29 protein-coding genes and 2 tRNA genes are annotated in these 26,248 nt (G+C 33.2%); 25 read left to right on the top strand and 6 right to left on the bottom strand.

Annotation, left to right across the window (positions count from 1 at the left end; genetic code table 11):
• Positions 1-60: 60 nt before the first annotated feature.
• Both QZN45_RS09435 and QZN45_RS09430 read left to right on the top strand, forming a co-directional pair.
• Positions 61-432 carry a hypothetical protein gene (locus QZN45_RS09435; protein WP_296812597.1) on the top strand — a complete coding sequence of 124 codons (372 nt, stop codon included), beginning with the start codon at positions 61-63 and terminating at the stop codon, positions 430-432.
• Positions 433-521: 89 nt separating this feature from the next.
• Positions 522-3,014 carry a heavy metal translocating P-type ATPase gene (locus tag QZN45_RS09430; protein ID WP_296812595.1) on the top strand — a complete coding sequence of 831 codons (2,493 nt, stop codon included), beginning with the start codon at positions 522-524 and terminating at the stop codon, positions 3,012-3,014.
• 5 nt (positions 3,015-3,019) lie between these two features.
• Here the strand turns inward: QZN45_RS09430 and QZN45_RS09425 are convergent, their stop codons facing one another.
• Together QZN45_RS09425 and purB are read right to left on the bottom strand one after the other, a co-directional pair.
• On the bottom strand, positions 3,020-3,868 hold the full coding sequence (locus QZN45_RS09425) for a hypothetical protein (protein WP_292606016.1): 849 nt from the start codon (positions 3,866-3,868) through the stop codon (positions 3,020-3,022).
• Positions 3,869-3,876: 8 nt separating this feature from the next.
• Positions 3,877-5,226, bottom strand: coding sequence for an adenylosuccinate lyase (purB, locus tag QZN45_RS09420; protein WP_292606018.1), 1,350 nt, complete (start codon positions 5,224-5,226; stop codon positions 3,877-3,879).
• 428 nt (positions 5,227-5,654) lie between these two features.
• On the opposite strand from purB, the gene QZN45_RS09415 reads away from it, so the two are divergent.
• The 19 genes from QZN45_RS09415 to QZN45_RS09325 all read left to right on the top strand — a co-directional run bounded on the left by QZN45_RS09415 (position 5,655) and on the right by QZN45_RS09325 (position 19,837).
• The gene (locus tag QZN45_RS09415; RefSeq protein WP_296812594.1) at positions 5,655-5,855 is read left to right on the top strand and encodes a helix-turn-helix transcriptional regulator; all 201 of its coding nucleotides are present in this window, start codon (positions 5,655-5,657) and stop codon (positions 5,853-5,855) included.
• A gap of 414 nt (positions 5,856-6,269) precedes the next feature.
• The gene (locus tag QZN45_RS09410) at positions 6,270-6,845 is read left to right on the top strand and encodes a CPBP family intramembrane glutamic endopeptidase (protein ID WP_296812593.1); all 576 of its coding nucleotides are present in this window, start codon (positions 6,270-6,272) and stop codon (positions 6,843-6,845) included.
• Positions 6,846-6,882: 37 nt separating this feature from the next.
• Positions 6,883-7,284, top strand: a complete 402-nt coding sequence (locus QZN45_RS09405) for a hypothetical protein (protein WP_292606024.1) — start codon at positions 6,883-6,885, stop codon at positions 7,282-7,284.
• An 87-nt stretch (positions 7,285-7,371) separates the two neighbouring features.
• Complete coding sequence (gene trpE, locus QZN45_RS09400; protein WP_296812592.1) at positions 7,372-8,868, top strand: anthranilate synthase component I; 1,497 nt, start codon at positions 7,372-7,374, stop codon at positions 8,866-8,868.
• The gene (locus tag QZN45_RS09395; RefSeq protein WP_292606028.1) at positions 8,865-9,449 is read left to right on the top strand and encodes an aminodeoxychorismate/anthranilate synthase component II; all 585 of its coding nucleotides are present in this window, start codon (positions 8,865-8,867) and stop codon (positions 9,447-9,449) included. The genes trpE and QZN45_RS09395 overlap by 4 nt, the downstream gene beginning before the upstream one ends.
• A complete protein-coding gene (gene trpD / locus QZN45_RS09390) occupies positions 9,446-10,453 on the top strand; it encodes an anthranilate phosphoribosyltransferase (protein ID WP_292606030.1) in 1,008 nt (335 codons plus the stop codon). The genes QZN45_RS09395 and trpD overlap by 4 nt, the downstream gene beginning before the upstream one ends.
• A gap of 5 nt (positions 10,454-10,458) precedes the next feature.
• Positions 10,459-11,235 carry an indole-3-glycerol phosphate synthase TrpC gene (gene trpC / locus QZN45_RS09385; protein ID WP_292606032.1) on the top strand — a complete coding sequence of 259 codons (777 nt, stop codon included), beginning with the start codon at positions 10,459-10,461 and terminating at the stop codon, positions 11,233-11,235.
• Positions 11,228-11,827: a phosphoribosylanthranilate isomerase gene (locus QZN45_RS09380; RefSeq protein WP_292606034.1), complete on the top strand. Its 600-nt coding sequence runs from the start codon at positions 11,228-11,230 to the stop codon at positions 11,825-11,827. Before trpC ends, QZN45_RS09380 begins: the two co-directional genes overlap by 8 nt.
• On the top strand, positions 11,824-13,008 hold the full coding sequence (gene trpB, locus QZN45_RS09375) for a tryptophan synthase subunit beta (protein ID WP_292606036.1): 1,185 nt from the start codon (positions 11,824-11,826) through the stop codon (positions 13,006-13,008). Before QZN45_RS09380 ends, trpB begins: the two co-directional genes overlap by 4 nt.
• Positions 13,001-13,771 carry a tryptophan synthase subunit alpha gene (gene trpA / locus QZN45_RS09370; RefSeq protein ID WP_292606037.1) on the top strand — a complete coding sequence of 257 codons (771 nt, stop codon included), beginning with the start codon at positions 13,001-13,003 and terminating at the stop codon, positions 13,769-13,771. The genes trpB and trpA overlap by 8 nt, the downstream gene beginning before the upstream one ends.
• Before the next feature lie 84 nt (positions 13,772-13,855).
• Positions 13,856-14,590 carry a proliferating cell nuclear antigen (pcna) gene (gene pcn / locus QZN45_RS09365; protein ID WP_292606039.1) on the top strand — a complete coding sequence of 245 codons (735 nt, stop codon included), beginning with the start codon at positions 13,856-13,858 and terminating at the stop codon, positions 14,588-14,590.
• A 55-nt stretch (positions 14,591-14,645) separates the two neighbouring features.
• Positions 14,646-15,536 (top strand): hypothetical protein, encoded by an 891-nt coding sequence (locus QZN45_RS09360; RefSeq protein WP_292606041.1) that lies wholly within the window; start codon positions 14,646-14,648, stop codon positions 15,534-15,536.
• A 216-nt stretch (positions 15,537-15,752) separates the two neighbouring features.
• The gene (locus QZN45_RS09355) at positions 15,753-16,031 is read left to right on the top strand and encodes a 50S ribosomal protein L44e (RefSeq protein WP_069575597.1); all 279 of its coding nucleotides are present in this window, start codon (positions 15,753-15,755) and stop codon (positions 16,029-16,031) included.
• A 9-nt stretch (positions 16,032-16,040) separates the two neighbouring features.
• Positions 16,041-16,220 carry a 30S ribosomal protein S27e gene (locus QZN45_RS09350; RefSeq protein ID WP_042691937.1) on the top strand — a complete coding sequence of 60 codons (180 nt, stop codon included), beginning with the start codon at positions 16,041-16,043 and terminating at the stop codon, positions 16,218-16,220.
• 63 nt (positions 16,221-16,283) lie between these two features.
• Positions 16,284-17,081, top strand: coding sequence for a translation initiation factor IF-2 subunit alpha (locus tag QZN45_RS09345; RefSeq protein ID WP_292606048.1), 798 nt, complete (start codon positions 16,284-16,286; stop codon positions 17,079-17,081).
• A 6-nt stretch (positions 17,082-17,087) separates the two neighbouring features.
• The gene (locus QZN45_RS09340) at positions 17,088-17,258 is read left to right on the top strand and encodes an RNA-protein complex protein Nop10 (RefSeq protein WP_292606050.1); all 171 of its coding nucleotides are present in this window, start codon (positions 17,088-17,090) and stop codon (positions 17,256-17,258) included.
• 3 nt (positions 17,259-17,261) lie between these two features.
• Entirely contained in the window at positions 17,262-18,032 is a 771-nt protein-coding gene (locus tag QZN45_RS09335) for a proteasome assembly chaperone family protein (protein ID WP_292606052.1), read from the top strand.
• A gap of 35 nt (positions 18,033-18,067) precedes the next feature.
• Entirely contained in the window at positions 18,068-18,628 is a 561-nt protein-coding gene (locus QZN45_RS09330; RefSeq protein ID WP_292606054.1) for a DUF2112 family protein, read from the top strand.
• A 21-nt stretch (positions 18,629-18,649) separates the two neighbouring features.
• Positions 18,650-19,837, top strand: coding sequence for a TIGR00375 family protein (locus tag QZN45_RS09325; protein WP_292606056.1), 1,188 nt, complete (start codon positions 18,650-18,652; stop codon positions 19,835-19,837).
• A 2-nt stretch (positions 19,838-19,839) separates the two neighbouring features.
• On the opposite strand, the gene QZN45_RS09320 is transcribed toward QZN45_RS09325, so the two are convergent.
• From QZN45_RS09320 to QZN45_RS09310, 3 genes are all read right to left on the bottom strand, one after another.
• Positions 19,840-19,913 (bottom strand) — tRNA-Arg (locus QZN45_RS09320).
• Positions 19,914-19,967: 54 nt separating this feature from the next.
• A tRNA-Arg gene (locus QZN45_RS09315) sits at positions 19,968-20,041 on the bottom strand.
• 84 nt (positions 20,042-20,125) lie between these two features.
• A complete protein-coding gene (locus QZN45_RS09310; RefSeq protein ID WP_292606058.1) occupies positions 20,126-20,659 on the bottom strand; it encodes an endoglucanase in 534 nt (177 codons plus the stop codon).
• Positions 20,660-20,817: 158 nt separating this feature from the next.
• On the opposite strand from QZN45_RS09310, the gene frhA reads away from it, so the two are divergent.
• From frhA to frhB, 4 genes are read left to right on the top strand one after another with little or no spacing between them, the layout of a single operon-like run.
• Complete coding sequence (frhA, locus tag QZN45_RS09305; protein ID WP_296812591.1) at positions 20,818-22,032, top strand: coenzyme F420 hydrogenase subunit alpha; 1,215 nt, start codon at positions 20,818-20,820, stop codon at positions 22,030-22,032.
• Positions 22,033-22,052: 20 nt separating this feature from the next.
• Entirely contained in the window at positions 22,053-22,625 is a 573-nt protein-coding gene (gene frhD, locus QZN45_RS09300; RefSeq protein ID WP_292881949.1) for a coenzyme F420-reducing hydrogenase, FrhD protein, read from the top strand.
• The gene (gene frhG / locus QZN45_RS09295) at positions 22,625-23,467 is read left to right on the top strand and encodes a coenzyme F420 hydrogenase subunit gamma (protein WP_292606064.1); all 843 of its coding nucleotides are present in this window, start codon (positions 22,625-22,627) and stop codon (positions 23,465-23,467) included. The genes frhD and frhG overlap by 1 nt, the downstream gene beginning before the upstream one ends.
• A gap of 11 nt (positions 23,468-23,478) precedes the next feature.
• Positions 23,479-24,330 carry a coenzyme F420 hydrogenase subunit beta gene (gene frhB / locus QZN45_RS09290; protein WP_292606066.1) on the top strand — a complete coding sequence of 284 codons (852 nt, stop codon included), beginning with the start codon at positions 23,479-23,481 and terminating at the stop codon, positions 24,328-24,330.
• Between the two features lie 113 nt (positions 24,331-24,443).
• Here frhB and QZN45_RS09285 read toward each other — a convergent pair whose 3' ends face one another.
• Positions 24,444-25,904, bottom strand: a complete 1,461-nt coding sequence (locus QZN45_RS09285; protein WP_296812588.1) for a transposase — start codon at positions 25,902-25,904, stop codon at positions 24,444-24,446.
• Positions 25,905-26,248: the final 344 nt, after the last annotated feature.

Below are 26,248 nucleotides of genomic sequence, written 5' to 3'. Positions count from 1 at the left end.
AAAACACAATAAAATTAATTAAAAAAGACAGTACACCCAATAGTGCAATTCATCCACAACTTGCAGAAGTTGTGGTATTCTTGCATTTTAAAGATAAAGGAATTTGGAGATTATATAAGAGACAATTCAACAAAAAAATATCATCCTTTACTGTGGCAGGGCCATCAGTTAATTTTAACATTTTCAACTGATAAGACAAGTGCTGTTATAGCCAATACCCGTTTGGAATTGCTTGCATATTCATTAGGACTTGGCGGTTTTTATTCTCTATTTATTCTTAAGGCTGATGAAATCGGCCATGACAGATTGATGGAATTTTTCCCATCCATTGATAAAAATAAGCATATGTACTCAGCATTCATTATCGGATATCCTAAGAAGCGATTCAAGAGAACAATTCCTCACAAGGACATTAACATCAAGTATATGTGAGGTACTTATTACTTTTTTTTGTTTACCTAAACTTTTATAATGATTAAAAACCATATATTGTTTCATATAATTGGAACGGTTGTGATGTTATGGTAAAGCATAAACATATGGATTTACCAATTGAGGGAATGCATTGTGCTTCCTGTGTTTTAAGTGTAAATAAAACTTTTGGAAAGATTGAAGGTGTAGAAGAAGTTGATGCTGATTTGGCTTCAAATAAGCTACACATTACAGTTGATACTAAAAAAATTTCATATGAAGAAATGGAGCGCTTGGTCAAAAACCTAGGTTTTGATCTGCATTGTGATGAAATGACCATAAGAATTCAGGGAATGCATTGCGCTTCATGTACCATGAATGTTGAGAATTTTTTAATCCGTCTGGATGGCATTTTTGATGTAAAGGCAGATTTGACCTCTCAATCTGCAAGAATCAGATATGATTCATCAAAAGTAACCTTGGATGAGATAGAAGAGGTTATAGTTTCATTGGGTTTTGAACTTTTGGGTGTTGAAGGCCAAACTGAAATAGATGAGGAAGCTATCTATCAACAGGATTTAAAGGAAAAACGCAATAGGATTATTGTCGGTTTGATTTTTTCAGCAATATTGATGATTTTAATGTTCAGCGGTTGGGACCCGTTAATGGGTCTTACCCACAGCATTCACCAAGCAACTGGAATTAACGTTTCTTCGATGGGATTGCTTTCATTAATTGTAAGTATTGTTCCTTTTTTATATGTTTCTTTACCTATTCTAAAAGCAGGAATCAACGGATTGATGCATAAAAACTTAAACATGGATGTAATGTATTCGATGGGTATTTTAGTAGCTTATGTGTCAAGTATCTTTGGAACATTTGGCATTGTTTTAGACCATACATTCATGTTCTATGATTCTGCAGTAATGCTTCCTTCATTTTTAATGATTGGAAGATATCTTGAAGCAAGAGCTAAAAAACGTACTTCCGACTCTATTCGTGATTTAATAGGTCTTCAACCGACTGTTGCAACTGCTATTGAAATTGATGAAAATGGTGAAATCGTATCTCAAAAAGAGGTTTCAATTGCAGACATCGTTTTGGATGACTTATTGCTTGTAAAACCCGGTGAAAAAATACCTGTAGACGGTGAAGTTGTTGGTGGAGAGTCTTATGTTGATGAATCTATGATTAATGGTGAACCGATTCCTAAAGTTAAAAAGGATGGTGAAAAAGTCTTTGCAGGAACCATTAATCAGGATGGGGTATTGCATATTAGGGCTGAAAAAATTGGAAAAGAAACTGTATTGTCAAATATTATTCGTTTGGTTGAAAAAGCACAATCTTCAAGACCTCCGGTTCAAAAATTTGCAAATACCATTGTTTCTTACTTTATTCCAGTTATCCTGTCAATAGCCATCATTGTATTTTTAATATGGTATTTTGTGTTGGGCGCTTCATTGTTGTTTTCACTAACCTGCTTAATTTCTATTTTGGTCGTTGCATGTCCTTGTGCATTGGGATTGGCTACTCCGACAGCAGTTACTGTTGGTGTTGGAAGAGCTGCCGAGTTTGGTATATTGATTAAAAACGGAGATACTTTGGAAAATGCCGGTCAAATTGATGTGGCTGCTTTTGACAAGACTGGAACAATAACTGAAGGAAAACCTGAAGTGGATGACATTATCGCTTATGATATCAGTGATGAGGAATTAATTAGGCTTGCCGCCAGTATTGAGCAAAATTCAACTCATCCAATAGCAAAAGCCATTGTAAACAAAGCCAAGGAATTAAACTTAGACCTTGATCAGACTTCTGAATTTGAAAACGTAACGGGCAAAGGTCTTAAAGCTGATTTAAACTCCAGTGAAGTTCTTGCAGGAAATCTTGCTTTGATGGAATCTTTTGATGTTAGCGTGTCCGATGAAGCGGTTGGGAAGTATCATGAACTTGAAAATCTAAGCAAAACCATCATATTTTTGGCTCAGGATAAGAAAATAAAAGGTATTTTAAGTCTGTCCGATAAGATTAAAGCCAATTCTAAAAGGACTATTGATGAATTGCATAAGATGAATGTTGAAACTTATATGTTGACAGGTGATAATGAGTCTACAGCGCTTAATGTTGCTCGTGAAGTTGGAATTGATAATGTCAAAGCGGGAATCCTTCCTGAAAATAAACTGGACATTGTAAAGGAAACTCAAGCGAATAATACTAAAAAGGTCTTATTTGTTGGGGACGGTATTAATGATGCTCCTGCATTAACTCAGGCAGATATTGGTGTGGCTATGGGTAATGGAACCGATATAGCTATGGAAAGTGGGGACATTGTTATTATGGAAGGAGATTTGGAAAATGTTGTTGCTGCTGTGCAATTTTCCAAAAAAGTCATGAGAAGAATCAAAGAAAACATTTTCTGGGCATTTGCGTATAATACTATTTTAATCCCAATAGCTGCAGGCATTTTATATCCTACTTTTGGAATAACATTTGAACCTGCTTTGGCAGGTTTGGCAATGGCATTGAGTTCTGTTACAGTAATATCTCTTTCATTGATGCTTAAGAGATACGTCCCTGAAATAAAAAGAGAAAGTAAAAATTAATTGATTCATAAATCAATTAATTCTATTTTTAATTTTCCAATTTTTGGAGCTAAAAGGTTGTATGATGCTGCGGTGAGTGCTGCAACAATGAATCCGTAGACTACTCCTCCACATACATCGGTAATTAATGTCATTATGTTTGCACCACTAATCACCATTATGATTCCAAAAATTAAGCTTAATACTCCTCCAATTATTGTAAATGCAATTGCAAAGTTTAAAATGTCAATAGAATCTATAGCAGTCATTTCATTTTCTTTAGACAATTTTAAAGTAATGACTCTACCTTTTGATGCAATTAGATTATAAATATATGCTCCAATTAAAACAAACACGAATGTTATGATGAATGAACCAAAAATTAACATTATGATTGTTATTGGCTGGCTTAAAATTAATAAAAATTGATATAAACTGTAAGCCATTAATTGTTGGCCTCCAAACATTAATGTTTGGATTGTTGCATTAATAATCAATGGGAGTATTAGTACTGAAACCAAATAAATCAATAATACCTGAATTAATGTAATTGTAGCAATAATTGTTGCAGTTTCGGTAGTGGATACTTTAACAAGTGAGTCATTATCAAATGCAACATTGATGTTTCTAAATTTTTTTGAGAGGAAATTAAAGAATAATCCGTCTGAAAAATATTGATAAATTCCACAAATAAATGACCCAACAATGATTGTTGGAATGACATATATTGAAATTGCAAAATTTTCAGGTGAAATTATTCCAATTCCTATTGTAATAAGTATAGACATTAATATGGCAATCAATACGCTAATTCCAGTTCCGATTATTGTGAATGAATTCAAATCAATAGACTTTAATTCTTTTACACTGGCCATTATTACACCTAAAACCATTCTTTGGATTTTTCAAGTAATTCATCGATGATAATTGGCACAGAACCGATATAAGTATGTGGATCCATTATTTTTTCAACATCATCTTCATTTAAGTATTTTTGAACATCTTCATCTTCTAGGATTAATTCACCAAGCAATAATTTTTCCTTATTGGCTTTAATTGCATTTTTCCTTACAATTCCATATGCAGTTTGTTTTCCCATTCCTGCACGGGTAAGTTCAGCCATTAATCTTTCTGCCATAATTAAACCGTTGGTTAAATTCAAATTCCTTTCTATATTTTCATCGTAGAATACTAAATTGTTCATTAACTTAATTGTCAGATTTAAAATGTAATCGGTTAAAATGCAACTTTCCGGAAACATTATTCTTTCACAGGAAGAGTTTGTCAAGTCTCTTTCATGCCAAAGAGGATTGTTGTCTAAAGCAGCATTTACATAAGATTTAATGATTCTTGCAACTCCACAAATTCTTTCAGCAGTAATTGGATTCATTTTATGCGGCATGGTACTGCTTCCAACTTGTTTTTCAGGGTCGAAGTATTCGCCAACTTCCATGAGTTCGGTTCTTTGTAAACTTCTGATTTCTAGTCCAATTTTATCTAAAGTACTTGCAATGTTGGCTAAGACGCTGATGAATTCAACATGGTTGTCCCTTTGAACAACTTGGTTTGTAATTGTAGCTGCAGGTAATCCTAATATTTCTGCAACGCTTTTGTGAATTTCCCAACCTTGTTCGCCTAAAGCGGCAGTTGTTCCAACTGCTCCGTCCATCATTCCAATGCAGACATTGGCTTCAGCGTTTTCAAGTCTTACATATTGTCTGTGAAGTTCGTCTGCCCAAATTCCAAATTTCATTCCGTAAGTGGTTGGAAGGGCATGTTGACCATGAGTACGTCCAATACATACTTTCATTTTATTTTCTTCAGCTAATTTGAGCATTATTTTTGTTAATCTTTCTAATTTTTCTTTCAATACTTCAATGGAGTCGTGGATAAGTAATGAATTTGAACTGTCTACAATGTCATTGGATGTAGCTCCGAAATGAACATATTCTCCAGCGCCATTTTCACAAACTTCAGTAATTGATTTTGATAATGCTGCAATATCGTGGTTGGTTTCAGCTTCAATTTCTTTCATTCTTTCTAATTTCACAAAATTGGTATTTGCTTTTGCAGCAATTTCATCTGCAACTTCCTGAGGGATAATTCCAAGTTTTCCTTCAGCCTGTGCCAATGCGGATTCAACATCTAACATTTTTTGTAGTTTATTTTCTTCTTCCCAAATTTTTTTCATTTCGGGAGTTCCATATCTAAATTCAATAGGATGTATTGCCATAATTTATCATCTCTTGAACTACCTCAACTTTATAGAAGTTGAGGATTCTTAATTCACGGGCTGTATACTCTTTGGAGTATAGGATTACCGTGCTATCCCCCTCGTCCCGAAGGTTCAGACAGATTCAATTAATATTGCTTTTATCGTTGAAAAAGTTTGATTTAATTGTGTCATTGTCATTTATTATTTTTTTGTTATCTTGTTATTTAAATTTCATCAAATAGCATTTGAAAAGTAATGCCTACCTTGGTGCAATTCATCCATGACTTAAAGAAGTCAGGGTATTCTTGCACGTTTAAGATAAACATTATATTTATAAATTTGTTTATTAAGGTTATTATATGTTGTTCAATATATCAACACATTTATATAGGTATTATGAAAGAAATAGTAACACCATTTATATTTAAATATAAATAGGTGATTATATGGAAACTAGAATAAGACAGTTTCGCCAGAAATTGGGGATGACACAGCAAGAACTTGCTGATTCTGTTGGTGTTACTCGTCAAACAGTAAATGCTTTAGAAAACGCTCGTTATAATCCTTCCTTATTATTAGCCTATAATATTACTAAAACGTTGGGAAAAGAACATATAGAAGATGTTTTCATCTTTGAAAAAGATTAAATTATCTGGCAGATATATTTTGTAAGTATTATGTTTGTAATTACTTAGCGAATGGGGAATTGATAATGGATTGTGGAAAGTAGATTTTTCGTAAACATTAGCAATGCGTATCTAAATTTATTTAATATATTTTAATAATGTGATATTTAGTTTATTTGTGTTATAGTTTTTGTAAATTTGTTAAAAATTAAAATTATTGGATTTTATCCATTTTTTATTTTTTTTTAAGATATCATGTCATCATTTAATGAAAAAATTAAAAAAATTTCACTTTTGGAATTATTGGTGCTTTTCATTGTACTGTGTATATTGATGGTAGGTTTTAATTTTTTTAATATTAAATTTAACTCAACATTTTTGTATTTGATTGTTCTCGCCTATTTCATATTTAAGTTAAGAAATTCATTTAATGAATTGAAAATTGAATTATTAAAGGTATTTTCTAAGGTTTCTTTTAAAACAATCGGATCTGTTGTATTACTGAATATTTTCTTTTCTTATGGGATGCTGTATTTTTCAAATTTCATTCTTCAAGTTGTTGATTCAAACAGTATTTTCGGTTCTTTTATGAGTTTGAACATTGAATTGTTTGGGATTGTAGGATTTTTATCGGTGGTTTTGCTTTCTCCGGTAGTTGAAGAATTGATTTTTAGAGGCATCTTTTTAAATAAATTGAAGATAATTGTCCCGACTACCTTTGCAATTTTAATATCTTCTCTGCTTTTTGCATCTCTTCATGGTTTTGGAAGCATATTTTCGGCTTTTATATTTGCAGTCTGCATGGCTTTACTTTATTTGAAGAGTGAAAATATTTTCGTTCCGATTTTTGCTCATTTTTTAAATAATTTGATTGGTGAAAGCGTTTATCATTTGGATTCTTATCAAATCTTATTTAATAATGATTTGGTTGTTGGGGCAATGTCTGTTTTGGCAATTGTCTCTTTTATTTTAATCTTAAAATTTATCTATTCCAATTGGAATAATATTTAAATAATTTAAAAATAAAGAATATCTTAAAGGTGTTTTCATGGATTTAAGAAAAATTGGTGTTTTTCTAATTTTTATTGGGATTCTGATAACTATTGCATTTTTGGATAATGAAAAGATTTTTGTTCCCGCTTTAACAATTACCGTTTTAGGATTTTTTGTTACAGTCGTTGGTTATGTATCTGAAATTAGAAAAAGAAAAATAATCAATGACAAGTTAGATGAAGATGTTGGAACTATTCTTCAGCCATTAATTACCAAATATTCAAATTTAAATAAACAATATCGCAGTGAATTTGAGGGTGAAGAGTATGTCCAAAAGAGGTTGCAGTTAAATAGGGATTTGGAAAAGGAAATTGCTGAAAAATTACCTTATTTGGAAAGCCGAGAAATAAAAAAAATTGTCCTTGAATTCAGTAAAGAACAGGATAAAATCAATTAAATTTTTTTACTAAAATTTTACAATGTACAAAAAGTTACAACAAGGTTTTAAATAGTACATTATATTAAATCTTATATTAGTGATAAAATGTTTTCCCCAAGTATAAAAGAAGTAAAAGAAATAGCAAAAAATGAGGAGTACAAACGCATACCAATATCATATGAATTGTTTTCAGATATTGCAACTCCTATAGAAGTTTTAAGAATTTTAAAAGGCATCAGCAATCATTGTTACATGCTGGAAAGTATAGAGGATGCGGAAAAATGGGGAAGATACAGTTTTTTAGGTTTTGATCCTCTTTTGGAATTCACATGTCAGGACGGTGTTGTTAAAATTAAGGGTGATGCAGATTTCAATGAATTCAATGATGATTTGGTTACAATTGAAACCGATAATCCAAGCGTCATAATTAAGGATTTAATTTTAAAAAATAAATCTCCGAAATTAGATTATCTTCCTCCGTTCACTGGTGGATTCGTTGGTTATTTTGCCTATGATTATATTAAATATTCAGAACCTTCACTTAATTTGGATGCTGAAAATCAGGACCAGTTCAAGGACATTGATTTAATGCTGTTTGATAAGGTGATTGCATTTGATAATTTCAGGCAAAAAATCATTATCATTTCAAATATCAAAACTGATGATTTGGAAAATAATTATAAAAGGGCATGCGACGAACTAAAAGATATTGCAAATCTTATAAAAAATGGTAAAAAAACTGAAATAGAATCCTTAAAATTAAAGTCAGAATTTAAACCAGTTTTTTCACGTGAAAAATACTGCGATATGGTTGAAAAGGCCAAGGATTATATTAAAGAGGGAGATATCTTTCAAGTCGTATTGTCAAACAGAATCGAAGCAGAAATTTCAGGAAGCTTGTTTGATACTTATAGAGTATTAAGAACTACAAACCCTTCACCTTACATGTTCTACTTCTCAAGTAATGATGTTGAAATAGCTGGAGCATCACCGGAAACATTGGTTAAATTGAATGATAAAAATTTATATACCTTTCCACTTGCCGGCACAAGGCCTAGGGGCAAAACACCTGAAGAAGATTTAATGCTTGAAAAAGAACTTTTGGCTGATGAAAAGGAATTGGCGGAACATAATATGCTGGTTGATTTGGGACGCAATGATATTGGAAAAATTTCAGAGATAGGTTCAGTAACTGTTGACAAATATCTCTCAGTTGAAAGGTTTTCTCATGTTATGCACATTGGGTCCACCGTTAGCGGAATATTAAGAAGCGATTTGGATTCTCTTGTAGCCATAGATTCAATTTTGCCTGCAGGGACATTGTCCGGTGCTCCAAAAATAAGAGCCTGTGAAATTATTAATGAGCTTGAAAATAATAAAAGGGGAATTTACGGCGGAGCTATTGGTTATTTGGATTTAAGCGGCAATATTGACACTTGCATTTCCATAAGAATCGCTTTTGCACGAAATAATAAGGTATTTATTAGGTCAGGTGCAGGCATTGTAGCCGATAGTGTGCCGGATACGGAATTTGATGAATGCTTGAACAAAGCAGCTGCAGTTATTAATGCTCTAAAAATTGCTGATGGAGGTTTAGAATGATTCTTTTAATTGATAATTATGACAGTTTTTCCTATAATCTCTTCCAATTGGTTGGTGAAGTTAATTCTGATATTTTGGTTTATAGAAATGATAAGATAACTCTTGATGAAATCTCCAATCTAAATCCTGAGTGTATTATCCTGTCTCCAGGACCGGGTAAACCAAAAAATGCAGGAATCTGCGTGGATTTGGTAAAAGAATTTCATGATAAAATACCAATTTTGGGTGTTTGTTTAGGCCATCAGGCAATTTGTGAAGCTTTGGGTGGTACAGTTTCTCATGCAAAAAGATTAATGCATGGAAAATCTTCCAGGATTTCACTTGATTATGATTTTATCTTTAAAGGATTGCCTTCAGAAATTACAGTAGGCAGGTACCATTCTTTAAGTTTGATGGAAGACACAATTCCAGATAGTCTTGATGTTATCTCAAAAGCAAAGGATGATGGTGAGATTATGGCCGTAAAACATAATGATTATAATGTCTATGGTCTTCAATTTCATCCGGAATCAATTTTAACTCCGGACGGATTAATTATTATTAAAAATTTTATAGAAAAAGTAGAAAAAGGGATTTTATGATTAAGGAAGCTATTTTAAAAGTGTATAAACATGAAAATTTGACTTATGATGAAGCATATCAAACTATGGATGAAATCATGAGTGGTGAGGCGAGTGAAGTTCAAATGAGTGCTTACCTAACTGCAATGTCCATGAAGGGTGAAACAATTGATGAGATTACTGCTTCTGCTGAAGCGATGAGGGCTCATTGTGTGAGACTATTGAATGATGAGGAAGTTTTGGAAATTGTCGGAACCGGTGGTGACGGATCCAATACATTCAATATATCAACAACCTCTTCAATCGTGATTTCTGCAGCCGGCGTTCCGGTTGCAAAACATGGAAACAGGGCTGCATCAAGTAAATGTGGTGCTGCTGATGTGTTGGAGGAGTTGGGAGTGAATATTAACATACCTCCCGAAAAAAGTTTAAAATGCTTAAAAAAGATTAATTTATGTTTCTTGTTTGCTCAAAATTATCACTTGTCAATGAAGTATGTTGCAGGAGTTAGAAAAGAACTGTCAATAAGGACAATATTCAATATATTGGGGCCTTTGACAAATCCTGCAGGTGCTACTATGCAGGTTTTGGGAGTATACGATAAAGATTTGGTCGAACCACTTACTGAAGTTATTAAAAATCTTGGTGTTAAGTCTGCACTGGTTGTTTATGGTTTAGATGTTATGGATGAAATATCAGTTAGTGACAAAACTTTTGTATGTGGACTTAAAGATGGAAAAACAATGTCTTATGAGATATCTCCAGAGTACTTTGATATGGAATTTTCATCAAAAGAAGATCTTGTTGGGGGAGATGCAAAAGAAAATGCAAAAATCACTCTCTCTATTTTAAATGGTGAAAAAGGACCTAGGAGAAATGCTGTTTTATTGAATTCGGCAGCAGGATTATATGTTGCAGGAAAAGTTGAATCATTAAGAGAAGGCGTTAGTCTTGCAGCGGAAATTATTGATTCAGGAAAGGCTTTAGAACAGCTTGAAAAGTTTATTGAATGCACAAATTGTTGATTATTATGTTGGATGAAATTGTTGAAAAAACTCAGGAAAGATTGGTTGAAGCTAAAAATATTAAATCATTGGATGAACTTAAAAAGGAAGTTTCTCAGATGGAAATTTCAAAAGATTTTCCATTTAAGGAGGTGCTTAAAGACCCTGAAATTGCAATTATTGCTGAAGTTAAAAAGGCTTCCCCTTCAAAAGGAATAATCAGTGAAGATTTTGATTATGTAAGCATTGCAAAGGAATATGAATCTGCAGGTGCATCTGCCATTTCAGTTTTAACAGAACCTTACTTTTTTAAGGGTTCAAATGATTATCTAAAAGAGATTTCCGAAAACGTTTCAATTCCTATTTTAAGAAAGGACTTTGTCATTGATGAATATATGGTTTGGGAAGCTAAATTGCTTGGAGCTTCTGCAGTGCTTTTGATAGTGTCCATATTGGACATTGTTCAATTAAAGAAATTTTTAGATTTGGCTCATGATTTGGGCCTTTCAGCCATTGTTGAAACTCATGATGGTGATGAAATCAGAACTGCCATGAATGTTGGTGCAGAAATTATTGGCGTAAACAATAGGAACCTCAATGATTTTAGTGTAGATATTGATAATAGTATAAGTCTACGTAGATGCGTAAGTGATAATATAGTATTTATTTCTGAAAGTGGCATTAAAACAAAGGAAGATGTTAGCAAATTAAAAGAAAATAATGTTGATGCAGTTTTAATTGGTGAAACTTTAATGAAAAGTGATGATAAAAAATCTTTAATTTCGGAGTTGAAGAATGGTTAAAATCAAAATCTGCGGACTTAAGAGATTGGAGGATATAGAAATTGTTAATAAATATAAGCCAGATTATATAGGTTTTGTCTTTGCAAATTCAAAAAGAAAGGTTTCTCATGAATTGGCATCAGAAATGAAAAGCAATTTAAGTCCTGATATTGTGTCTGTTGGGGTTTTTGTAGATGCCGATGCTGATGAAATCGTAAAGTTATTCGATGAAGGCATTATTGAAATTGCTCAACTTCATGGTAGTGAAAGTGAAGATTATATTAGGAAATTAAAAGAAAATACAAACTATGAACTGAAAATAATTAATGCAATTGAAATGTCTGATGAAAAAGACTTGATGGAATATGACAATTCAATTTCTGATTATCTATTGCTTGACAGTGGTAAGGGTAGTGGAAGAACTTTCGACTGGAATTTAATACGAAATGACTTAAACAAAGACTTCTTTTTAGCTGGGGGAATTAATATTTCGAATATATCCAAAGCTATAAGTGAATTTAAACCTTATGCAATAGATTTAAGTTCTGGTGTTGAAACTGATGGATTTAAAGATGAATTTAAAATCAAAGAGATTATGGAGGTAATACGTTGAGTAATGGAAGATATGGTGAATATGGTGGCCAATACATCTCTGAAACATTAATGAATGAGTTACTTTACTTGGAAGAACAATATAATTATTATATTAATGATCCAGAATTCGTAGATGAGCTAAATATATTATTGGAGGAATATGCTGGAAGACCTTCTTTATTATATTATGCTAAAAGAATGACTGAAGACCTTGGCGGAGCCAAGATTTATTTAAAGCGTGAAGACTTGAACCACACAGGTGCTCATAAAATCAATAATGTGTTGGGTCAGGTATTACTTGCTAAAAAAATGGGTAAGACAAGAGTAATTGCTGAAACAGGTGCGGGTCAGCATGGAGTAGCTACTGCAACTGCTGCAGCATTGCTTGATATGGAATGTGAAGTGTTTATGGGGGAAGTGGATACCAAAAGACAAGCACTCAATGTTTACCGTATGGAATTGTTGGGTGCAAAGGTACATTCAGTAAAATCTGGAACTAAAACGCTAAAGGATGCTGTAAATGATGCATTTAGAGATTGGATTGCACGTGTTCATGATACAAATTATGTGATTGGTTCTACTATGGGACCACATCCATTTCCAATGATTGTAAGAGATTTTCAGGCTGTAATTAGTGCTGAAGCTCGTGAACAATTTCTTCAAAAAGAAGGAAGGTTGCCAAATGCTGTTATTGCATGTGTAGGTGGTGGAAGTAATGCGATGGGAGCATTCTATAATTTTATTGATGACGAAGACGTAAGATTAATAGGATGTGAAGCTGGTGGAAAAGGAATTGACACTCCTTATAATGCTGCTGCTTTAACAAAGGGTAAAATCGGCATCTTTCATGGAATGAAATCTGTTTTTAATCAGGGAGAATATGGCCAAATTGCACCGGTATATTCAGTTTCAGCAGGTCTTGACTATCCTGGTGTAGGTCCTGAGCATGCATATTTAAGAGATAGTGGTAGGGCAGAATATGTTCCTGTTACTGATGAAGAAGCTGTTAATGCATTTGAATACCTATCAAGAATGGAGGGGATTATTCCAGCTATTGAAAGTGCGCATGCAGTTGCTTATGCTATGGAAATTGCTCCAAAAATGAATAAGGATGATATTATAATGATTTGTCTATCTGGAAGGGGTGACAAGGATGTACGATCAATTGCAGAATATAGGGGAGTTGATTTAAATGAGTAAGATTGCTAATGCATTCAAAAATGGAAAAGCATTTATCGGATTTTTGACTGCTGGAGACCCAAGCATAGAAAAAACAGTTGAATTCATATTGGCTATGGAAGAAGCAGGATGTGATTTGATAGAAATAGGCATTCCATTTTCAGACCCTATGGCAGAAGGTGTTGTAATTCAGGATGCAAATGTGCGTGCATTAAAACACAATACAACAACCGATGATGTTTTTGATATAGTAAAAGCGGTTCGCACTAAAAGTGATGTTCCCCTGGTATTCCTGACTTATATTAATCCTGTTTTCTTTTATGGTTATGAAAAATTCTTTAAGAAATGTAATGAGTTAGGTGTTGACGGCATTATCTCTCCTGATTTGCCTTATGAGGAAAAAGGGGAAATTGTCGATATTGCCCGCAAAAATGATGTTGATGTTATATCATTAATTGCTCCAACTTCCAAAGAAAGAATTCAAAAGATTGCCTGTGATGCAAGTGGTTTTATTTATGTGGTTTCATCATTGGGAGTTACAGGAATGAGATCTGAAATAAAAACAGATTTAAAGTCAATTTTAGAAGATATTCGTGATGTAACAGACTTGCCATTGGCTGTTGGATTTGGCATCAATACTCCCGAACAGGCTAGAAATATCGGTGAAATTGCTGATGGGGTTATTGTTGGCAGTGCTATTGTAAAAATAATTGAGGAACATGGTGAAGATGCAACATCTGTATTGAAAGAGTATGTTTCAAGCATGAAAAAGGCTTGCAATTAAAAATTTCAAATAATGAAAACACTTATTAAATAATAAATATAAAAATATATTCATAATATATAATTTTAACTAAGAGGATTATTTATGTTTAAAGCAGAATTAAGTGATTCTAATATATTAAAAACCAGTTTTGATGCTATTTCATCAATTGTTGATGAAGTACAAATTCAAACTGATAGTGAAGGCATGAGATTAGATGCCTTAGACCGTAGTCACATAACTTTCGTACATTTAGAGTTAAAATCTAGTTTATTTGATGAATATGTTTGTGATGTTCCTGAAAAAATCAACATAGATACTGATGAGTTCATGAGAGTACTTAAACGTGCTAAATCTCAGGATAGGGTTTTAATGTCTGTAGATGATAATAATTTCATCATTACTTTTGAAGGGGACGCTACTAGGACTTTTAAAATTAGATTAATAGATATTGAATATGATAACCCAGTCCCACCAAGTATTGAACACCCAACTAACTTCAAAGTTCGTTTCTCAATCTTAAAAGACAGTATTAATGATATTGATATATTTTCAGACAAAATTATACTTGAAGTTGATGAAGATTACTTTATCGCATCTGCTGACGGTGAATTCGGTGATGCAAGCATCAAATATCTTCACGGTGAAAATATTCAAGAACATGCAAAAGCTTTATTCTCATTGGATAAGATTAGAGAAATGCTTAAAGCAGATAAATTTTCAGAGGAAGCTGAAATTAGTTTAGGTACTGATATGCCATTAAGTTTAACTCTTAATATGGTTACTGGTGACGGTAAACTTAGTTTCTTGCTTGCTCCTAGATTAGAAACAGATGAATAATTTCATTTGTTTAACTTTTTTTTATTTTAAAAATTTTTTTTAGAGATGGTATTAAGTGGATCAATTTTACAAAACTTTGCGCAGTATTCAGAAAAAAGAAAGGAATAACGGTACCCTTGCTCGTGTAGATGAAACTTTTTACAATGATATGCATGTGTACATGGACATGTTAAAGCAAGAAGCAATTAATGATCCCTTTTCAAAGGCACCTGCAATGCTTAAAGAAGCTCAGATAATTGCCACTGACATTTGTCAGCGAAGAGAAACAAAAATTACAAATTCTGCAGTTTTGAATATTCACAGGTCATATCATCTATTCACTGGCACTCCCCAGTTTGATTTGATTGATACTACTCCTTTAAATTTAACTCCTGAAGAGGAAAAATTTTATTTTTCATTAGTCGACACTTTAAAAAATCATAGGCAAAACATTTCATTGGAAAAATTGGCTGAAGACGAAGAAGAGATTATTGATAAAAAAATAATCAAACCAAAAGAAACACAATCCAATACATTGATTTCTCCAGAGCCTGTTGAAAAAAAGGAAGATGATGAAGTATTGAATAGGTTAGATGAAATTTCTAAAGCCAAACCTATTGTTGGCGAGAAAAGGGAACCTATTGAAAAGCAAATCATCAATTCCCAAAATGCAATTTCAAAAAAAGAAGCTGTTAACATGCCTAAAGCGACTAAACCTCAAAATAATGATATTGAAGAAAATCCCAATGCTTTAGATGAAAATGAAGAATTTTATGATTTTGAGGCCAAAAAAATTGCTAAGGAAACAGAACTTGTTACAATGTTGGTTTTTGATGAAATTGGTGCTATTGTGGGTGTTGATGAAAAAGTTTATGGTCCTTTCATGCCTCAGGATTTGGTAACCTTACCTTTGATAAATGCCAAAATATTTTTTAAAAATCGCAAGGGCAGACAAGTTAAAATTTAGCAGTTTGGGATTAACTTTAAATAACTTGATAAATATATATAATGAATGTATCTATTTGTGATATTAAAAAATTATATTTTTTTATAATTTGGATTTTTGCTGTCTGTAGACTTGATGCGTTACAATGCAGTTTTAATCTCTAACGTTTTCTAATAAAATTTGAGTTTAGATAAATTCATGGATAGGTTTACAATGACTTATTAATACGGTGAAAAAATGAAAATACCAAAAGAAAAAAGAACATACTGTCCTCACTGTAAAAAACACACTATGCATGAGGTACACACTGCTAAAAAAAGAAAAGCTAGTGAATTAACTTGGGGACAAAGACAATTCAGACGTGTAACTGCTGGTTACAGAGGTTATCCAAGGCCTTTACCTGCTGGAAACAAACCTGTTAAAAAATTAGACTTAAGACTTAAATGTAAAGAATGTGGTAAATCTCACATTAAACAATCTTTCAGAACTGGAAAACCAGAATTTGTAGCAAAATAGGTGATTAACATGGTTAGTAAAGGAAGAGGAAACTTTTTAAAAGTTAAATGTTTAGATTGTGACAATGAACAAATAATCTTTGATCGTGCAGCTTCTGACGTAAAATGTATTATTTGTGGTAAAACCCTTGTCAAATCTCGTGGTGCTAAAGCTAAAATCACAGCACACATTGAAAAAGTTTTAAACTAGATTTCTAGTTTTCAACTTATTTTTTACTATTTTTTATAATTTTTATTTAATGTTGGTGAGAGTATGGTAAGAAAAAGTCAAGAATGGCCTGATGAAGGGGAACTTATTGTCGGTACTGTTTACAAAGTTCTTAATTATGGGGCTTTTGCTAAATTAGAAGAATATCAGGGCAAAGAAGCTTTTATTCATATTTCTGAAGTATCTTCTGGTTGGGTTAAAAATATCAGAGATCATGTAAGGGAAAACCAAAAAATCGTTTGTCGTGTTCTCAGAGTAAATCCTAAGAAAGGGCATGTGGATGCTTCTTTAAAAAGAATCCGTGAAGATCAAAGAACTAAAAAAATCCAACATTGGAAAATTGAACAAAAAGCTGAAAAATTTTTAGAATTATCTGCTAAATCTTTAGGTAAAACTTTAGATGAAGCTTATGATGAAGTAGGTTATGAACTTATGGACATCTTTGGGGATGTTTATGGTGCTTTTGAAACTGCTGCTGATGAAGGTGCAGAATCACTTACTGAAGAAGGAATCCCTCAAGATTGGGCTGATGCTATTACTGAAGTAGCTAAAAAGAATATCACTCCTCCTGAAGTTCATATTAGTGGTTATGTTGATATTGAAACTTTCGTGCCAAACGGTGTTGAAGTCATTATTTCCGCTCTCAAAGCCGCTGAAGACAACGGTGATGAAGAGGAAGAAATTAAAGTTCAATGCGTTGGTGCACCAAGATACAGAATCACTGTCAAATCCACTGATTATATTTTAGCTGAAAAAGCTCTCAAAGCTGCTGCTGACAGATGTATTGCAGTTGTTGAAGAATCTGAAGGAAATGGTGCTTTCTTAAGAGAGTTAGATAATTAGATTTTTATGAATATGAAAATGAATAAATGTCCCGATTGCGGAATTTATACTTTAAAAGATGCTTGCCCAAAATGTGGCGGGCAACTTAAAGTTATTTATCCTCCAAAATTTTCTGTTGAAGATAAATACGGTAAATATCGTCGTATATTAAAAAAAGAAGCAATGAAGGAGAAATAGGATATGGACGTTACAGAAATAATTACTTTAGAAGAAATAGAATTAAATAATCCTATTTTTATAGAAGCATTACCTGGTATTGGTCATGTTGGTAAGTTGGCTGCCGATCATATGATAGATGAATTGGGAGCTACAAAATTTGCTGAAATCTATTCTCCAACCTTTCCACCTCAAGTTCTTGTTAAAGAGGAAGGCATTATCGGTAATATGATTAATGAATTATATTATCTTAAGGAAGTTGGTGAAGATAATTTGGATTTAATTATTCTTGTTGGTAATACTCAAGCTCTAACTCCGGAAGGTCAATATTTGATGTGTAAAGATATTTTGGATTATGTCGGAAAATTCGATATAAATAGAATTTTTACATTAGGTGGGATGGCTACTGGTCAACCTGTTGAAATTCCAAAGGTTTTAGGAGCGGCTACTCATGAAGAGGATATTGAATTATTAAAAGAAGCAGATATTGAGATTAGATCTAATGATGGCGGCATTGTCGGAGCTTCCGGACTCTTTTTGGGTTTGGCTGTTCGTCAAGGAATTCATGGATCTTGCCTTATGGGTGAAACCCCAGGTTATTTCATTGATGCTGAATCTGCAGAAGCTATATTAAACAAACTTTCATATTTACTTAATTTTGAAATCAACGTTGATAAATTAGAAGAAAGAGCTGAAGAAACCAGACAAATGATTGCTAAAGCTCAACAAATGGAACAAGATTTAATAAATAAGGCTAATGCTGGAACTGCAGATGATTTAAGATATATTGGATAATCAATATATCATTTTTTAACTTTTTTTTTTAGATTATGAATGTTATTGTTGTGCCCGATGCGGCAATGATTGTTATTCCATTAATAGAAAAAAATGGACATTCTTATTTGTCTCCCTCAGACTTTTCCAAATATGACAATATGGACATTTGTGAGGGTAATTTAACTTATGACAACTTATTGCATACATATTCTTCAAGTGAAATTCCTTCTGGAATAAGGGGGAGGCTTTTTTTGTTGTCTCGGGTTTTGAATAATGCTGATGCAGCGATTATTATAGGAAAAAGGCCAAAAAATTACATTAAAATGTATAATGCTTTAAATGATTTGATATTGTTTGGGGGAAATGCCTGCAATAACGCCCATAGCATTACTGTCAAGATGGTTGAGGATTTGGGCATTCCAACATTAAAACTTGCATATCCAACAAATCAAAATCAGTTAATTGATTTGATTAACAAGACTAACTCATTTTTAAAGGACTTGAACCCTTATTCAGACTCTGTTAATGAAGATGGGCTAACAGTTGATTTTAAACTAAAAGAGGATAAATATCCGATTGAAGATGTTAAAAGCATTTTAAATAAGTTAATATAATATGAATTATAATTTTTAAACATGTTAGTAAATGCAGATTTTCATGTTCACAGCTGTTTTTCATCAGCATCATCAAAAGACATGTTAATAAAGAATATGGCTCCAAAATCTAAATTAAAGGGTCTTCAGCTTTTAGGAACTGGGGATGCGTTCCATCCAGGTTGGTTAAATATAATTGAAGAAAGCACCACCTATTCTGGAGATGGCATCTATACTGCTGATGGAACGGACTTTGTTTTGACATGTGAAGTTGAAGGAAAACATAGAATCCATCATTTAATCATCATTCCAAACATTGAAATTGCAAGAGAATTATCTGAAAAGTTGGTATCAAAAAATAAGAATAGTGATGGTAGGCCAAGAACAGGATACTTGGGAGCTGAACTTTTGGAAATGGTTAGGGAATATGACTGTTTGATTGGTCCGGCACATGCATTTACTCCATGGACTGGTATGTATAAATCCTATGATAGTATTTTTGATTGTTATGAGAAAAGACCTGATTTTGTTGAATTGGGCTTGTCTGCAGACACGTTTATGGCTGACAGGATTAGAGAACTTAACGATTTTCCATTTTTAACTAATTCCGATGCGCATTCTCCATGGCCTCATAGGTTGGGCAGGGAATTTAATGCATTAGAACTCAAAGATATTTCATTTTCTTCGATAAAAAATTCAATAAAGCACAATAAGATTCAGGCAAATTATGGTCTTGTGCCAAATCTTGGAAAATATCATATGACTGCATGTACAAGATGCTTCAAAATAATAGATCCTGAAGTTGCAAAGGAAAATAAGATGAAATGTGATTGTGGCGGAAGGATAAAGAAAGGTGTTGATTTTAGAATATCTGAGATTGCTGATTATGACGAACCTAAACATCCTGATTTTAGGCCAAAGTATGTTCATTTAATGCCTCTTGCAGAGTTGATAGCAACGCTTTTAAATAAAGGGGTTACCACAAAAACTGTTCAAAATAGGTGGCAAAAGCTGATTGATGCTTTTGGAAGCGAAATTGATGTTTTAATTAATGTTTCATTAGATGAAATTAAAAAAATTGACTCTGATGTTGCAAATATTATTGAATCGTTTAGAAACAATTCAATTAATGTTGTTCCAGGTGGTGGGGGTCAATACGGTAAAATTCTCTTTGATAATAAAGTTAAAGAGAATAAAACAAAAAAATTAGTTACTTTAGATAATTTTTAAAGCGGACTTGGAGGGATTTGAACCCTCGATCTTAAGATTAGGAGTCTTACGCCCTTCCAGACTAGGCTACAAGCCCAAAATAATTAAAATAATATTTTAAAATTTTTTTTTAGAAAAAGAATAAAGAGAGCGGACCCGCCGGGATTTGAACCCGGGGTCTTCGGATTAGAAGTCCGACGCCCTATCCAGCTAGGCTACGGGCCCTCTATTACAACAATTATATAATTTATTTTTCTTATTATATATATTTATCTATTATTTTAAAAAAATAAAAAAGAAGGTTAAAATTTAACCTCTTCCAGTAGCGCCTGTTGAATCGCTAACACTTATGGAATCTACAGCATTTCCATCTTGGTCATATACTGTGAAATACCAGTATCCATCAGAATAGTATCCTCCTCCAGCATAGCATCCAGGTTCTGAAACTGCACCTGCTGCGATACTTTGAGCATCTGAGTAAGATAATGAAGTACCTGAACTGGAACTTGAACTACTATCTGGGGAATAATCACTGCTACTACTGCTGCTACTACTGCTACTGCTACTGTAATCACTTGAGTCTGATCCAGAACTTGATCCACCATCACTATAACCTGAATCGGAACTTGAACTGCTTGCACTACCTGCAGTGCTTGCTACAGAAGATCCATTTGTTTTGTTTATTGAGGAATTGTTTCCAAGTCCATGTCCTGTGTCTTTACCCTGCATACTGGATAAATCTGAGAAAATTGGATTGTCACTATTTGTTATTCCATATGCTGCAACTGCTGCTGCAATACATAACACAATAATTATTGAAATAATTATATTTGATTTTTCCAAAATTATCCCTCCTATAACTTATATTAAAGATAATAATATAATTAAGTTTTTTATCTTTTATATATATTTCTATCTGTTTTTTTAGGATTACTATATATAAATAATTAAACAAATAATATTAATGTTAGTTTCTAAGTTTTAAAATTGAGGTGACAAATTTGAAAGATAGAGTAGTTATATCTCCTACAACTCGTCAAGAGGGCCATGCCGAACTTGTCATGGAAGTAGACGATGAAGGGATAGTTACAAAAGGGATGTATTTAAGTATAACTCCTGTTAGGGGTTTAGAAAAAATGGTTCTTAACAAAGCTCCTGAAACCGCTCCTGTTTTATGTCAAAGAATTTGTGGAGTATGTCCAATTCCACACACTTTAGCATCTGCAGAAGCTATGGATATGGCTTTAGGTATTGAAATTCCTAAAGCAGGAAAATTGTTAAGAAAAGCTGTCGCAGCAGCACACGGTATTAACAGTGCAGCAATTCACCACTTCTTAGTTGCACCGGATGTTGTCCCTGAGGACAAATTCGCAGATGCAGTTAACAGTGTAAGTGAAGTAAGAAAACATGTTCAATATGTTGTAGACATGATTGCTGGTGAAGGTATCCACCCATCCGATGTAAGAGTTGGAGGAATGGCAAGAAACATTACACCATTCACCAAAGAAAGATTAATCGAAAGAATGAATGCTTTAAAACCAAAACTTGAAGCACACGTTGAATTCATTAAAAACTGCGTACTCGAAGCTGGTTTACCTAAAGATTTAGGTGTAGTTAACCAACCATTAATGGCAATGGATGCAACTTACGGTACCAACGATTTCGATATGGACAAATTCTCAGAAGTATTACCTGAAGCATGGTATGATGAACCAGACATTGGTAAAAAAGCATGTTCAGTAATTCCATTATGGGAAGGTACTAATGTTGAAACTGGTCCAAGAGCAAGAATGGAAAAATTCGCTGGATTTAAAGATAAAGGTGTAATTGCTCAACATGCAGCTCGTGCTGACGAAATGTTGAAAAACTATGATGCTTGTTTAGAAGCATTAGATGCAATTGATCCTGCAGCACCTGCAAACGTATCATACGATAAAAGAGGAACTGGTGAACTCGGATTTGGTGTCATAGAAGGTCCTAGAGGAACTGACGTACACATGGCTCAAGTCAAAGATGGTAAAACCCAATTCTACTCAGCAATTGTACCAACTACTTGGAACATTCCAACAATGGGTCCTGCAACTGAAGGATTCCACCATGAGTTTGGTCCACATGTAATCAGAGCTTACGATCCATGTTTATCCTGTGCAACTCATGTGATGGTAGTTGACGATGAAGACAAATCCATTCTTAAAAATGAAATGGTGAGAATCTAAGTATTTGGGAGGATTAATTAATGCCTTATGATTCGGACATAATTGTTATTGGATGCGGGAATGTTCTATTTAAAGATGATGGATACGGTCCAATTGTCATTAACTTATTACAAAAGTTATTTAATGATAAAAATGACTATTATGATCCCGCTGTTACAGACTTCGTTGAAAATGAATTTGATAAGGATATTTTAAAGGAAATTGAAGAGAAAGTTGCTAACAAAACATTGCCTGATGGTGTTCAATTCGTTGACGGAGGAACTGCAGCGCCTACTAACTTTTTCCCATTATATTCTGAATATGACTGGAAAAAACTCATTGTTATAGATGTTGTGGAATTCAATGCCGAACCGGGTACGGTGGATGTCTTTGATCCAAGTGTAATGCAACAAGGGAAATATGATAATCCTCATGGAATGACTGTTGAGGACCCTCTTCGTGAAATTTCACAAAACAAATGCGAGGTTGTAATTGTTGGCTGCAAACCTGCTGAAGTACCAACTCCGGATGTGGATATGGGTTTAACAGAACCTGTAGAAAAGGCGATTCCAAAGACTATAGATATTATTTTAAATGAAATCGGGGTAAAATAATGTTTGATAAATTGAAAAAAGCTTTCGGTGGTGCTGAAGAAGCAAAAGCACCAAAAGCAGAGAAAAAAGTTGAAGCTGCTCCTGTTGAAACAAAAGCACCTGCAGAAGAACCAAAAGCTGCTTCAGCAAAACCACGTATTGGTTACATACACTTAAGTGGTTGTACTGGAGATGCAATGTCTTTAACTGAAAACTATGACATTTTATCTACAGTTTTAACTGACATGGTTGATATCGTATACGGACAAACTTTAGTAGACAAATGGGTTCACGGTACTTTCGCTGAAGAAATGCCTGAAATGGACTTATGTTTAATTGAAGGATCAGTCTGTTTACAAGATGATCACAGTGTCCAAGAACTTTTAATGGCAAGAGAAAAATCAGGTTTAATCTGTGCATTCGGTTCCTGTGCTATGACCGGTTGTTTCACAACCTTCGCACGTGGAGGTCAACAAGCACAACCTAAACACGAATCATTCGCACCAATCAGCCAATTAGTTAAAGTTGACTGTGCACTTCCTGGTTGTCCTGTAGCTCCTGAAATGATTGCAAAAGTTGTTGTAGCATTATGCAACGGAGACATGGAATACTTACAACCTGCTATTGATAAAGCTGCTTGCAACACTGGATGTGGCTGTGATGTATTAACCAATATAATCCGTAACGGATTATGTACTGGATGTGGAACTTGCGCTCTAGCTTGTCCAACAAGAGCTATGGGCTTTTCTGAAGGTAGACCTAGCTGTGATAGAGACAGATGTATTAAATGTGGATCTTGTTATGCAATGTGTCCAAGAGCATGGTTACCTATCAAAAGAATTAAAGAGGAAACTGGACTTTAGGAGGAATGGATATGGTATTAGGTACTTATAAAGAAGCAGTATCTGCAAGATCTACTGATAGCAAAATTTTAGACGTATCCCAAGATGGAGGAATCGTTTCAGCATTACTCTGTTACGCACTCGATGAAGGAATCATTGAAGGTGCAGTTGTAGCTGGAACTCCTGATGAAGATTGGAGACCAATTCCTACTGTAGTAACCTCAGCTGATGAAGTTATTGCAGCAGCAGGAACTAAATACTCAATGTCCCCAACCTTATCTGCATTAAAAGAAGCAACACGTCAATACGGTTTAGAAAAAGTTGGTGTAGTATCAACTCCTTGTCAAACCCAAGGTTTAAGAAAAGCACAAGCTTATCCATTCACAAGATTTGTCGCTGATAAAATCAAATTAATCATCGGTATCTACTGTATGGAAAACTTCCCAATGGCTTCTCTTGACACCTTTGCAACTGCAAAATTAGGATTTGACAGTTTACAAGATGCAACTAAAATGGACATTGGTAAAGGTAAATTCTGGTTAACCAAAGATGGTGAAGACTCAGGTTTAGCTATTAAAGAAACACACGGATACGAACAAGCTGGATGTAACATCTGTATGGACTATGTTGCTGAATGGGCTGACGTATCAACCGGTTCTGTTGGATCTCCTGACGGATGGTCTACTGTTTTAACAAGAACTGGTGATGGTGAAACCGTATTTAAAGCAGCTGTTGACGCTGGTTTAATCGAAACAAAACCAATGGACGAAGTAAAACCAGGTCTTCCTTTACTTGAAAAATTAGCTAAAGGTAAAAAAGACAAAAACGGTAAAGAACGTGAAAGAAGAGCTAAAATGGGATTACCACTCCCAGTGGAATACTAATTCCACTTCTTTCTTTTTTTCTTTTTTTTTTATAGTAAAGAGTGTTGGCAGAAATTATTTAATTTTGAACATTTTTAATTTCTCCTTTTTTTGATTTTGATAACCTGGTTTTTTTAAGTTTGTGATATGAACTGTATTGCACTTATAATTGAATATAAATCCATTTTATTCTCTTTAATGAGATTAAATAGTCTTATTAGGTTGTAGGATGCTACAATTGTGAACATTAGATTCTGTACTCTTTTTAAGCCAATTATGGGAATGTAATCGTAGTGATAAATTCTTTTGAAAGTTCCGTTGTGTGCTTCTACTGTCTTTGAGCGTAGTTTATAGTCTTTTATTCCGTCTTTAGTGGACATTAATCGTTCTACTTTGTATGTAACTTCGTGAACGTATCTTGTTATTGTTCTGTGGTTGGTTGTGTAGCAGGTTCCTTTGTATTTGCAATTTTTGCAGGCTTGATAGTTTGAATAGACTAATTTGATTTTATTTCCCCCTCCTTTTTCTTGTGGAGCACGATATGCTCCATCAAGGGTTAATTCTTCATTATTTGGACAAATGAAAACATTTTTATATTCCTCAAAAACAAAATAATCTATAGCAAATGGATTGTCAGGTAGATTACCTGAATTCTCTCTATTTTGCTGTTTTGTTGGAATTAAAGCAGTTACTCCTAATGAATCTAGATAATTCAAATTTGCTAGTGTTGAATAGATTGTATCCGCGCTAATTTTTTGGGGTTTAATTTGTAAATTAACGAGGATTTGATTCATTAATGCAGGAATTTGATAGTGATCCGTGGGATTTTGAACTGCATTAACTCCACATATTAACTTCGATTTCGTATCAGTGCCCAACTGAATGTTAAATGAAAATTTAGGATATTTCTGACCATTATCTTTAGTTTTCATGAGTCGAGCATCATAATCGTTTAAAGCAAGCGACACCTGGCCAGAATAATCCAACAAATGTCGCCAATAAAAAAGAATATCAACTTTTTCTTCATCCGATTTTGATTTATCCTCTAAAAATTTTCGTGCTGTTCTTCTAAGCTTTTTTATTTCTTCTTTTGACAATTCTTCAACCATATAATGCTTTATTAATAAACTAATGTCTTTTTCTTTAATTATATTGAAAGGCGAATTGTAAGCACCTTTAATTGTTCCGTCGATTGCAATATGTTCAAAATCAGTTAAACCAATCCTATTGGCCACAATTAAGATAAAACTCATGATTAACTGGTAAATCGGTTGAAAATACTTACAGTAATCCCGTATTGTCCTATCACTTGGTTCAATGCCATGTGAAATCCAATTATACAAATGATTATACTTTGCATTGTAAGCCAATTCCACAGTGCTTGTTATTTTATTCATATATCCATAAAAAATTAGTTTTATCATATCTTTAAGGTTAAAAGAAGGTTTTCCCACTTTGGAAGTTTTTCGTTCAATTTTAAAGAAATTGAAAGTACCATCAACGATTGTTGATGCAAGGTACATAAGTTGAAATTCTTCCTCCATTTCATCAATTTCCCTACTTTTATCACTCAAAATATTGTTATTCCAAATCATATCAATCAGAAACTCCTATATTCAATTGAATAATTATAGAATTAATTATAATTACTTATATATTTGTTATTTCTAATATAAATAGATTTTAATAACTTTTATTAAGAATAATAAGTTAAAAATTATTAAAATTAAATATTGACAATTATTATAAATTATTGAACTAAATTACTGGTGAGGGCGAAGTTAATTTAAAAAATAGCGACATATCATTGAAAAAAATTTTTACATTTTATACTTGAACATAATTTAGAAAAAAATAGAAAAATTAGTTAAAAAGTGAACAGTTATTAAAACTCAATAATTTCTGCCAACACTCGTAAACTTTAAATATTTTAATCCTC

The sequence above is a fragment of the uncultured Methanobrevibacter sp. genome, assembly GCF_900314695.1.
Taxonomy (GTDB): Archaea; Methanobacteriota; Methanobacteria; order Methanobacteriales; family Methanobacteriaceae; genus Methanocatella.
Note: the sequence above shows the minus strand (reverse complement) of the source record. Positions and strands in the feature narration are given on the sequence as shown.

Coding starts and splice junctions, on each gene's coding strand:
- purB (WP_292606018.1), bottom strand. CDS start 5,226: ATGGCAATACATCCTATTGAATTTAGATATGGAACTCCCGAAATGAAA.
- trpE (WP_296812592.1), top strand. CDS start 7,372: ATGTTTTCCCCAAGTATAAAAGAAGTAAAAGAAATAGCAAAAAATGAG.
- QZN45_RS09345 (WP_292606048.1), top strand. CDS start 16,284: ATGGTAAGAAAAAGTCAAGAATGGCCTGATGAAGGGGAACTTATTGTC.
- QZN45_RS09430 (WP_296812595.1), top strand. CDS start 522: ATGGTAAAGCATAAACATATGGATTTACCAATTGAGGGAATGCATTGT.
- QZN45_RS09340 (WP_292606050.1), top strand. CDS start 17,088: ATGAATATGAAAATGAATAAATGTCCCGATTGCGGAATTTATACTTTA.
- pcn (WP_292606039.1), top strand. CDS start 13,856: ATGTTTAAAGCAGAATTAAGTGATTCTAATATATTAAAAACCAGTTTT.
- QZN45_RS09350 (WP_042691937.1), top strand. CDS start 16,041: ATGGTTAGTAAAGGAAGAGGAAACTTTTTAAAAGTTAAATGTTTAGAT.
- trpD (WP_292606030.1), top strand. CDS start 9,446: ATGATTAAGGAAGCTATTTTAAAAGTGTATAAACATGAAAATTTGACT.
- QZN45_RS09380 (WP_292606034.1), top strand. CDS start 11,228: ATGGTTAAAATCAAAATCTGCGGACTTAAGAGATTGGAGGATATAGAA.
- trpC (WP_292606032.1), top strand. CDS start 10,459: ATGTTGGATGAAATTGTTGAAAAAACTCAGGAAAGATTGGTTGAAGCT.
- QZN45_RS09285 (WP_296812588.1), bottom strand. CDS start 25,904: ATGATTTGGAATAACAATATTTTGAGTGATAAAAGTAGGGAAATTGAT.
- QZN45_RS09405 (WP_292606024.1), top strand. CDS start 6,883: ATGGATTTAAGAAAAATTGGTGTTTTTCTAATTTTTATTGGGATTCTG.
- QZN45_RS09355 (WP_069575597.1), top strand. CDS start 15,753: ATGAAAATACCAAAAGAAAAAAGAACATACTGTCCTCACTGTAAAAAA.
- QZN45_RS09425 (WP_292606016.1), bottom strand. CDS start 3,868: ATGGCCAGTGTAAAAGAATTAAAGTCTATTGATTTGAATTCATTCACA.
- frhG (WP_292606064.1), top strand. CDS start 22,625: ATGTTTGATAAATTGAAAAAAGCTTTCGGTGGTGCTGAAGAAGCAAAA.
- trpA (WP_292606037.1), top strand. CDS start 13,001: ATGAGTAAGATTGCTAATGCATTCAAAAATGGAAAAGCATTTATCGGA.
- frhD (WP_292881949.1), top strand. CDS start 22,053: ATGCCTTATGATTCGGACATAATTGTTATTGGATGCGGGAATGTTCTA.
- QZN45_RS09395 (WP_292606028.1), top strand. CDS start 8,865: ATGATTCTTTTAATTGATAATTATGACAGTTTTTCCTATAATCTCTTC.
- QZN45_RS09335 (WP_292606052.1), top strand. CDS start 17,262: ATGGACGTTACAGAAATAATTACTTTAGAAGAAATAGAATTAAATAAT.
- QZN45_RS09330 (WP_292606054.1), top strand. CDS start 18,068: ATGAATGTTATTGTTGTGCCCGATGCGGCAATGATTGTTATTCCATTA.
- QZN45_RS09325 (WP_292606056.1), top strand. CDS start 18,650: ATGTTAGTAAATGCAGATTTTCATGTTCACAGCTGTTTTTCATCAGCA.
- frhB (WP_292606066.1), top strand. CDS start 23,479: ATGGTATTAGGTACTTATAAAGAAGCAGTATCTGCAAGATCTACTGAT.
- QZN45_RS09415 (WP_296812594.1), top strand. CDS start 5,655: ATGGAAACTAGAATAAGACAGTTTCGCCAGAAATTGGGGATGACACAG.